General features: G+C 60.0%; 7 protein-coding genes and 1 tRNA gene. 3 read left to right on the plus strand and 5 right to left on the minus strand.

All coding sequences use genetic code 11. From position 1 onward, the window contains the following. Positions 1-350: 350 nt before the first annotated feature. Together gltX and uvrB are read right to left on the minus strand one after the other, a co-directional pair. The gene (gene gltX, locus IAE36_RS23250; protein ID WP_028632357.1) at positions 351-1,832 is read right to left on the minus strand and encodes a glutamate--tRNA ligase; all 1,482 of its coding nucleotides are present in this window, start codon (positions 1,830-1,832) and stop codon (positions 351-353) included. Positions 1,833-1,998: 166 nt separating this feature from the next. Further along, on the minus strand, positions 1,999-4,014 hold the full coding sequence (gene uvrB / locus IAE36_RS23255; protein ID WP_201214951.1) for an excinuclease ABC subunit UvrB: 2,016 nt from the start codon (positions 4,012-4,014) through the stop codon (positions 1,999-2,001). Between the two features lie 283 nt (positions 4,015-4,297). Here uvrB and IAE36_RS23260 point away from each other — a divergent pair, with 283 nt between their 5' ends. Together IAE36_RS23260 and IAE36_RS23265 are read left to right on the plus strand one after the other, a co-directional pair. Further along, positions 4,298-5,494, plus strand: a complete 1,197-nt coding sequence (locus tag IAE36_RS23260) for an amino acid aminotransferase (protein WP_201165698.1) — start codon at positions 4,298-4,300, stop codon at positions 5,492-5,494. Positions 5,495-5,556: 62 nt separating this feature from the next. Continuing rightward, positions 5,557-5,632 (plus strand) — tRNA-Asn (locus tag IAE36_RS23265). Positions 5,633-5,693: 61 nt separating this feature from the next. Here the strand turns inward: IAE36_RS23265 and IAE36_RS23270 are convergent. The 3 genes from IAE36_RS23270 to IAE36_RS23280 all read right to left on the minus strand — a co-directional run bounded on the left by IAE36_RS23270 (position 5,694) and on the right by IAE36_RS23280 (position 7,619). Then, complete coding sequence (locus IAE36_RS23270; RefSeq protein WP_201214952.1) at positions 5,694-6,254, minus strand: DUF1285 domain-containing protein; 561 nt, start codon at positions 6,252-6,254, stop codon at positions 5,694-5,696. Positions 6,255-6,263: 9 nt separating this feature from the next. Further along, positions 6,264-6,869 (minus strand): DUF4823 domain-containing protein, encoded by a 606-nt coding sequence (locus tag IAE36_RS23275; protein ID WP_028632353.1) that lies wholly within the window; start codon positions 6,867-6,869, stop codon positions 6,264-6,266. 114 nt (positions 6,870-6,983) lie between these two features. Continuing rightward, entirely contained in the window at positions 6,984-7,619 is a 636-nt protein-coding gene (locus IAE36_RS23280; protein ID WP_028632352.1) for a TetR/AcrR family transcriptional regulator, read from the minus strand. 34 nt (positions 7,620-7,653) lie between these two features. Between IAE36_RS23280 and IAE36_RS23795 the strand changes: the two genes are divergently transcribed. Further along, a partial coding sequence (locus tag IAE36_RS23795) for a hypothetical protein (protein ID WP_236409259.1) occupies positions 7,654-8,077 on the plus strand: 424 nt, incomplete at its 3' end.

The following is an 8,077-nucleotide window of genomic DNA, read 5'->3' on the forward strand; positions in this document are numbered from 1 at the left end:
GCTGACCTCCTGCATGCCATGCAGGCGCTCTCCCAGCTGAGCTATAGCCCCACAATGTCGCTTTGAACAGAATCGCTGGCTGGGTGCCTGGCGCTTCATTTCGTTCATCGCTGTGGACGGGGCGCATATTAAGTTCGGATCGTAGACCTGTCAAACGAATTTTTGAAAATATCCAAAAGTTTTTTCACAGATAACAATCACTTACCGCAATGCGCTGGACGCAGGTGCAGCTTTTACGTGGGAATGGGGTGTTTAAGGGCGTCGCTGGGCGACGCATCGCGAGCTACGCTCGCTCCTACGGGCCAGGTTACGGCGGTGGAGCGAGCGGTGCTAGCGATTCGCTGGCGCCGTCAGGCGATGGTGGCCAACAGTTTTTCCCACTCCTTGTTTTCTTTCTTCGAAACGCCCCCCAGCAAGTCCAACGCTTGGCGCAAGCGATAACGCGTCAGGTCCGGGCCGAGGATTTCCATGGCATCGAGTACCGATACTGAACTGGCCTGCCCGGTGATGGCGGCGAACATCAGCGGCATCGCGTCACGCAGTTTCAGCTCCAGGGCCTCGACCACGGCCTGGATGCAGCCCGTAATGCGCTCCTTCTCCCACTGACGCAGGCTTTCGAGCTTCCACAGGATCAACTGCATCACCTGGCGCACCTGGTCGGCCGACAGCTTTTTACTCTCGAACAGCTTGGCGTCGAGCTTCAGCGCACCTTCGAAGAAGAACCCGCCCAGTGGCACTACCTGGCTGAAGGTTTCTACACGCCCCTGCACGTGCGGGGCAATCTTCATCATGTAGTCGCTGTTGAATGCCCACTGCTGCAGACGGGCAGCGAAGGCTTCGACCGGCAATTCACGCAACCACTGGCCGTTGAGCCAGGACAGCTTTTCGATGTCGAAGATTGGGCCACCCAGCGACACGCGCGACAGGTCAAAGTGTTCAACCATCTCGGCCAGGGAGAACTTCTCGCGCTCGTCCGGCATGGACCAGCCCATACGGCCCAGGTAGTTGAGCATGGCCTCTGGCATGAAGCCCATACGCTCGTAGAACGTGACCGAAGTCGGGTTTTTGCGCTTGGAGAGCTTGGACTTGTCGGGGTTGCGCAACAACGGCATGTAACAGAGCTTGGGCTGTTCCCAACCAAAGTATTCGTACAACTTGATCAACTTGGGTGCGGATGGCAGCCACTCTTCACCCCGCAACACATGGGTGATACCCATCAGGTGGTCATCCACCACGTTGGCGAGGAAATACGTGGGCAGGCCATCGTTTTTCATCAGCACCTGCATGTCCATGCGGTCCCACGGGATCTCGACGTCGCCGCGCAGCATATCGGGTACCACGCACACGCCTTCGCTCGGCACCTTCATGCGGATCACGTGCGGCTCGCCTGCCGCCAGGCGCCGCTGCACCTCATCGGCGCTTAGGGCCAGGGCGCGGCCATCGTAGCGCGGGGTTTCACCACGGGCCTGCTGCTCTGCACGCATCTGCTCCAGCTCTTCGGCGGTACAGAAGCAGTAGAACGCGTGGCCTGCGTCGACCAATTGCTTGGCATAGCGGGCGTAGATCTCGCCCCGCTCGCTCTGGCGATACGGACCGTGCGGGCCGCCGACGTCCGGGCCTTCGTTCCACTCGATGCCGAGCCAGCGCAGGGCGTCGAAGATCTGCTGTTCCGACTCGCGCGTTGAGCGCAGCTGGTCAGTGTCCTCGATGCGCAGGATGAACTCGCCGCCATGCTGCTTGGCGAAGCAGTAGTTGAACAGGGCGATGTAGGCGGTGCCGACATGGGGGTCGCCGGTCGGCGATGGCGCGATACGCGTGCGTACGGTGGTCATGGAGGGTCTCGAACGAAAGATGAAACAAAGGCCGAATGTTAGCAGGTGGCAGCCATCGGGCTCCAGCGATGGCGCGCACACGGCTTGCCGCGCGCAAGCGCAAATGCCAAGCACGGCCGCAGGCCATCAGCAATATGCGGACAGGCGCGGCTCGGCTCCCCAGGGGTCAGCTGACGATCAGCCGCTCCCGCAACTGGGTGATTTCGTCGCGAAGTTGCGCTGCAGCCTCGAATTCCAGATCGCGGGCAAGCTGCATCATTTTCTCCTCAAGCTGCTTGATACGCTTGGTGATCTCCCCCGGTGTGCGCAGTTCGGCCTCGTAACGGGCGCTCTCCTCCGCCGCCTTGGCCATCCCTTTGCGCTTCTTGCTGCGCGACCCCGGCACCGTAGCGCCTTCGAGGATGTCGGTGATGTCCTTGACCACCCCTTTCGGCACGATGCCGTGGGCCTCGTTGAACGCGATCTGCTTCTCACGACGGCGCTCGGTTTCATCAATGGCACGCTGCATTGAACCTGTGATGTTGTCGGCATACAGGATTGCCCGGCCATTGAGGTTTCGTGCGGCGCGGCCAATGGTCTGGATCAGCGAGCGCTCCGACCGCAGGAAGCCTTCCTTGTCGGCATCGAGGATGGCTACCAGCGACACCTCGGGCATGTCCAGGCCCTCTCGCAGCAAGTTGATGCCCACCAGCACATCAAAGGTGCCCAGACGCAGGTCGCGAATGATCTCGACCCGCTCGACCGTGTCGATGTCCGAGTGCAGGTAGCGCACCCGCACATCGTGATCGGCCAGGTACTCAGTGAGGTCCTCGGCCATGCGCTTGGTGAGTGTGGTTGCAAGTACGCGCTCACCCAGGGCCACGCGTTTATGTATCTCGGACAGCAGGTCGTCGACCTGCGTGAGCGCGGGCCGTATTTCCACTTGAGGATCGACAAGGCCCGTAGGGCGAACCACCTGCTCCACCACTCGACCGGCATGCTCGGCCTCATAAGGCCCGGGCGTGGCAGAAACGAAAATGGTCTGCGGGCTCACGCTTTCCCATTCGTCAAAGCGCATAGGGCGGTTATCCAGCGCCGATGGCAGGCGGAAGCCGTATTCCACCAAAGTTTCCTTGCGCGAGCGGTCGCCTTTGTACATGGCCCCTACTTGCGGAACGCTGACGTGCGACTCGTCGATGACCAGCAGGGCATCCGCCGGCAGGTAGTCGTAGAGTGTGGGGGGTGGCGCCCCGGCCGGCCGCCCCGACAGGTAGCGCGAGTAGTTCTCGATGCCGTTGCAATAACCCAGCTCCAGGATCATCTCCAGGTCAAAGCGGGTACGCTGCTCCAAGCGTTGCTCCTCGACCAGCTTGTTGCCTTTGTGCAAAAACTCAAGGCGCTCACCCAGCTCCTCCTTGATGCCCTCCACCGCCTGCAGCAGCGTTTCACGCGGGGTGACATAGTGGCTTTTGGGGTAGAACGTGAAGCGCGGCAACTTGCGCAGTACCTCACCGGTCAGTGGGTCGAACGCGGCGATGTTCTCAACCTCGTCATCGAACAGCTCGATGCGAATGGCTTCAAGGTCAGATTCAGCAGGGAAAATGTCGACCACGTCGCCACGCACACGGAAGGTGGCACGGGCAAAATCCATTTCGTTGCGGGTGTACTGCAGGTCGGCCAGGCGGCGCAGCAGCGCGCGCTGGTCGAGCTTGTCGCCGCGGTCGATGTGCAGCACCATCTTCAGATACGTTTCAGGGCTGCCAAGGCCGTAGATGCACGACACGGTGGTAACGATGATGGCGTCGCGCCGCTCGAGCAGCGCCTTGGTCGCGGAAAGGCGCATTTGCTCGATATGGTCGTTGATCGACGCGTCTTTCTCGATGAACGTATCCGACGAAGGTACGTACGCTTCGGGCTGGTAATAGTCGTAGTAGGAGACGAAGTACTCGACGGCGTTATTGGGGAAGAATGCCTTGAACTCGCCGTACAGCTGCGCCGCCAGGGTTTTGTTGGGCGCCAGCACCAGCGTAGGGCGCTGCACCTGCTGAATGACGTTGGCAATGCTGAACGTTTTGCCTGACCCGGTCACCCCCAACAACGTCTGGTGCGACAGGCCCGCCTCGATGCCTTCGACCAACTGCCGTATGGCCTCGGGCTGGTCGCCGGCCGGCTGGAAACGGGTGACGAGCTGAAACTCGGACATGTCGAACCTCGCGGTGCTGCACTGTAAATTTAGCCAGTAGTCTATACCCAAATGGGCCTGCCGGGGGATGCTTTGAAGGCGGAACGGTGACCCGGTGTAACGGTGGACCTGGCAATCGGATCAAGGGTCGAAATTTTTTTTGCGCAAATAGGCGCAAAAGGTGCGCCAGAGTGTCGCGGCGACCGCGCGGGATCACTATACTGACTCCCCGTTTGTGCACCGCTTCAGTGCATTCGGCTGGAGCGTGTACGCCCTATCACCTCCTATCCGAGCCAAGGTAACAATGAGCCTGTTTTCCGCTGTCGAGCTGGCACCCCGCGACCCCATCCTGGGCCTCAATGAAGCGTTCAATGCCGACCCACGTACCGACAAGGTCAACCTGGGCGTAGGCGTGTACTGCAATGAGGAAGGCCGCATTCCGCTGCTGCGTGCCGTGATCGAAGCCGAGACCCAACGTGCCGCCCAGCACGCCTCTCGCGGCTACCTGCCCATCGATGGTATCGCCACTTACGACCAGGCCGTGCAGAAGCTCCTGTTCGGCGCCGAATCCCCACTGCTGGCCGCCGGCCGGGTGGTCACCGTGCAAGCGGTAGGCGGCACTGGCGCGCTGAAAATCGGTGCTGACTTCCTCAAGCGGATCGCACCGGGGGCAGTGGTAGCCATCAGTGACCCTAGCTGGGAAAACCACCGCGCGCTGTTCGAGTCGGCGGGCTTCCCTGTGCAAACCTACCGCTACTACGACGCACCTACCAACGGTGTAGACCGCGCCGGCATGCTCGAAGACCTGGCCAACCTGCCAGCGGGCTCTGTCGTGGTGTTGCATGCCTGCTGCCACAACCCGACCGGTGTGGACCTGACCCTGGACGACTGGAAGCATGTTCTGGAAGTGGTCAAGGCCAAGGGGCACGTACCGTTCCTGGACATGGCCTACCAGGGCTTTGGCGACGGCATCGCCGAAGATGCGTTTGCGGTGCGCCTCTTCGCCGAGTCTGGCCTGGAATTCTTCGTGTCCAGCTCGTTCTCCAAGTCGTTCTCGCTGTACGGCGAGCGCGTCGGCGCACTGTCCATCGTCACGGCGTCCAAGGACGAAAGTACGCGCGTGCTTTCCCAGGTCAAACGGGTGATTCGCACCACCTACTCCAACCCGCCAACCCACGGTGCCACCATCGTTGCCACGGTACTGAACAGTGCTGAACTGCGCCAGATGTGGGAAACCGAACTGGCTGAAATGCGTCAGCGCATCCATGGTATGCGCAAGCAGATGGTCGAATTGCTGGCGCAGTACGGCGCCAAGCGTGACTTCAGCTTCGTTGGCCGTCAGGTGGGCATGTTCTCTTACTCCGGCCTGACCGTTGAGCAGGTGACTCGCCTGAAGAACGACTTCGGCATCTATGCGCTGGACACAGGCCGCATCGCGGTAGCCGCGCTCAACCAGAGCAACATCCACGTGGTTACGAAGGCTATTGTAGAAGTGCTGTAACCGGTTGATTTTACAGGGGGTTGCTTGACTTCCCCCTGGCAATGAGTAAGATACGCGCAGATTCCGCGATAGCTCAGTCGGTAGAGCAAATGACTGTTAATCATTGGGTCCCTGGTTCGAGTCCAGGTCGCGGAGCCAGATAAAAAAGCCCCCGTTGCGCAAGCAGCGGGGGCTTTTGCGTTATTGGGTCAACACCGTGTCAATCGGCCTGGCCGATGGGGTAGAACACGCCCCCGCTCCACACGCCCAACCATTGTTCACCTGACAGCACCTGCGGTACGGCGAGCTCGACCAACTGGTAGAACACATTGCGATGGACCAGCGCCTCGAGGTTATCGCGCATCAGCACATAAGGTGAAGGCGCCTGGGTAACGGGGTCGGTAACCACGCGCAAAGGGTTGGCCGGCCCCACGTCCACCTGATCTTCCACATTGCTGGTAAAACGCAGCACCTGTTGCTCGCCCTCACCCAGCACCTCCAGCGCCACCACCACAAAAGGTGCGTCATCCACCTGGATGCCCACCTTCTCTACCGGTGTGACGAGAAAATAGTCATCACCCTCGCGACGGATAATGCCGGAAAACAACTTCACCATCGGTTTGCGGCCGATAGGTGTGCCCATGTAGTACCAGGTGCCATCGCGGGCAATGCGCATGTCGATATCGCCGCAGAAATCCGGGTTCCACAGGTGCACCGGTGGCAGGCCCTTGTTACTGGGAATTTGCGTCAGGAGATCGCTGGCTTTGCCTGACTCACTCATCACATTGCCTCATCGGCTCATGCCCAAGAGGCTACGAGCGTACTCGCGCATTGGCGCGCCAAGCAAATCCTGCGGGGTTTGATCGTGGAACGTCAACAAACCGCCACGGCTCTTGATGCGCACTGTGTCGATCAAATAGCGGGTATTGGTTTCCAGCAGCATCATCTGCACCACACCGCTGTCCCAGCCAAGGCGGTCGACGGCCTGCTCGTCGTACCACTCATCCCCATTGCCAATTCGGTCGTCCGTGCGGGCGAACCGGGTGTACAGCACATAGTCGGCGCCCACCGAGCGCGCCTGTACGATGGCCTCTTCCAGGCCAAGGGGGCGGTCGGCGCGACGCACCAGCGGGAAGTATTCGACGAAGCTCTTGAATGCTTCATCCGCCACGGCGTTCTGGCGAGGCACGGGGCCTTTGCCGGGCGGCACAAAGGCCCCCTGGCCAATGAAAATGAAGGAGTCGGGCTGCAGGCGGATGGACAAGGTACGGCGGGTGTCGCTGTGATCCAACAGGCCGGCGTCGCTCATGTGGTAGCGCACGCCCTCCCCCATATCACTGACATTCATGCACCCGCCCAACGCCGTAAGCGTTAGCAGCAAGACCAGGCTACGCATCATTCCTCCAGTGGCCGGTGACGAAAAACCGGCGAATAGCTGGCGGATGCAGCTTTTGCGCCAGCTTTGCTCTACGTCATAGCCGGCTACCGATGGCCTTAACCGCAGGTGCAATCAGCTGGCGGGCTCTGGGTCGCGTTTGCGCTTGTTGCCCATACGCACGCCGATATCCATCAGGAACTGGAAGAAGCCTTCCTGATCTTCCAGCACATTGCTCCAGAACGGCGAGTGGTACAGGGCCACGGCACCATGCACCAGTGCCCATGCCGCGCAGTAATGGAAGTACGGCGGCACGTCTTCAAGCTTGCCTTCGCTGATGCGGCCTTTGATCAGTTGTGTGAGGCGGTCGAAGTTGGAAGCCCGGATACTGTGCAGTTGCTCGACCATCTCCGGCACCTGATTGCCCTTGACCACCTTTTCTTCCAGGCGATCGAACAGTCGGTAACGTTGAGGGTCGCGCATGCGGAACTCGAAATAGGCACGCGACAGGGCCTCCTTGTCACGGTCTACATCAGCGGAATGCAGCAGCTCATTGAGGTCGCGCTCGTAGTCGAGCATCAGGCGCAGGTAGATCTCCGCCTTGGACTTGAAGTGCTTGTAGATCGTACCTTTGCCGATGCCTACGGCGTCGGCGATCATCTCGACGGTGACGCTGTCTTCACCCTGCTCGAGAAACAGCTTGAGGGCGGTGTCGAGGATTTCCTGTTCGCGACGGCGAAACTCACGGACCTTACGAGGTTCTTTCTGCATGGGAAGGACTGGCTGACAATCGAAGCGGATTATTATGCCTAACTTGCATGAAATTGCACGGATCATCCGTGGTTTTTCTGTGTTTCCGGGTGCCTGCGGCCATGCCGAGCGGGAGCACTTGGGGGCTGACGTATTCCAAATCTGTTTAAAAAACGATCAACTTCGACTGGCGCTGCGTCAAACCTGGCCAATACTAGAGGTGTCGGCCCGGCACATCCCCCCCAAGTGGCGTGCCGATAAAGGTGCTCAGGGACCGCGTACCTTTGTTTTACTCCTAATGGTCTTAACCCGGATTCCTCCCCCAGAACCCGGGTTTTTTTTGCCGGCGGCCCAAGCCCACCCAAGCCGCTCGCCTCAGCGAGAGCTAGCTCTGGCTGTTGATCTAGCTGTTGATCTAGCTGTTGATCTTGATCTAGCTGTTGATCTTGATCTAGCTGTTGATCTTGATCTAGCTGTTG

Origin of the sequence: Pseudomonas sp. S36 (assembly GCF_016647875.1) — a bacterium.
Lineage (GTDB): Bacteria > Pseudomonadota > Gammaproteobacteria > Pseudomonadales > Pseudomonadaceae > Aquipseudomonas > Aquipseudomonas parafulva.

Bases quoted from the DNA above. Each gene is read 5' to 3' on its own strand.
- gltX (WP_028632357.1), bottom strand. From the start codon at position 1,832: ATGACCACCGTACGCACGCGTATCGCGCCATCGCCGACCGGCGACCCC.
- uvrB (WP_201214951.1), bottom strand. From the start codon at position 4,014: ATGTCCGAGTTTCAGCTCGTCACCCGTTTCCAGCCGGCCGGCGACCAG.
- IAE36_RS23270 (WP_201214952.1), bottom strand. From the start codon at position 6,254: ATGAGTGAGTCAGGCAAAGCCAGCGATCTCCTGACGCAAATTCCCAGT.
- IAE36_RS23275 (WP_028632353.1), bottom strand. From the start codon at position 6,869: ATGCGTAGCCTGGTCTTGCTGCTAACGCTTACGGCGTTGGGCGGGTGC.
- IAE36_RS23260 (WP_201165698.1), top strand. From the start codon at position 4,298: ATGAGCCTGTTTTCCGCTGTCGAGCTGGCACCCCGCGACCCCATCCTG.
- IAE36_RS23280 (WP_028632352.1), bottom strand. From the start codon at position 7,619: ATGCAGAAAGAACCTCGTAAGGTCCGTGAGTTTCGCCGTCGCGAACAG.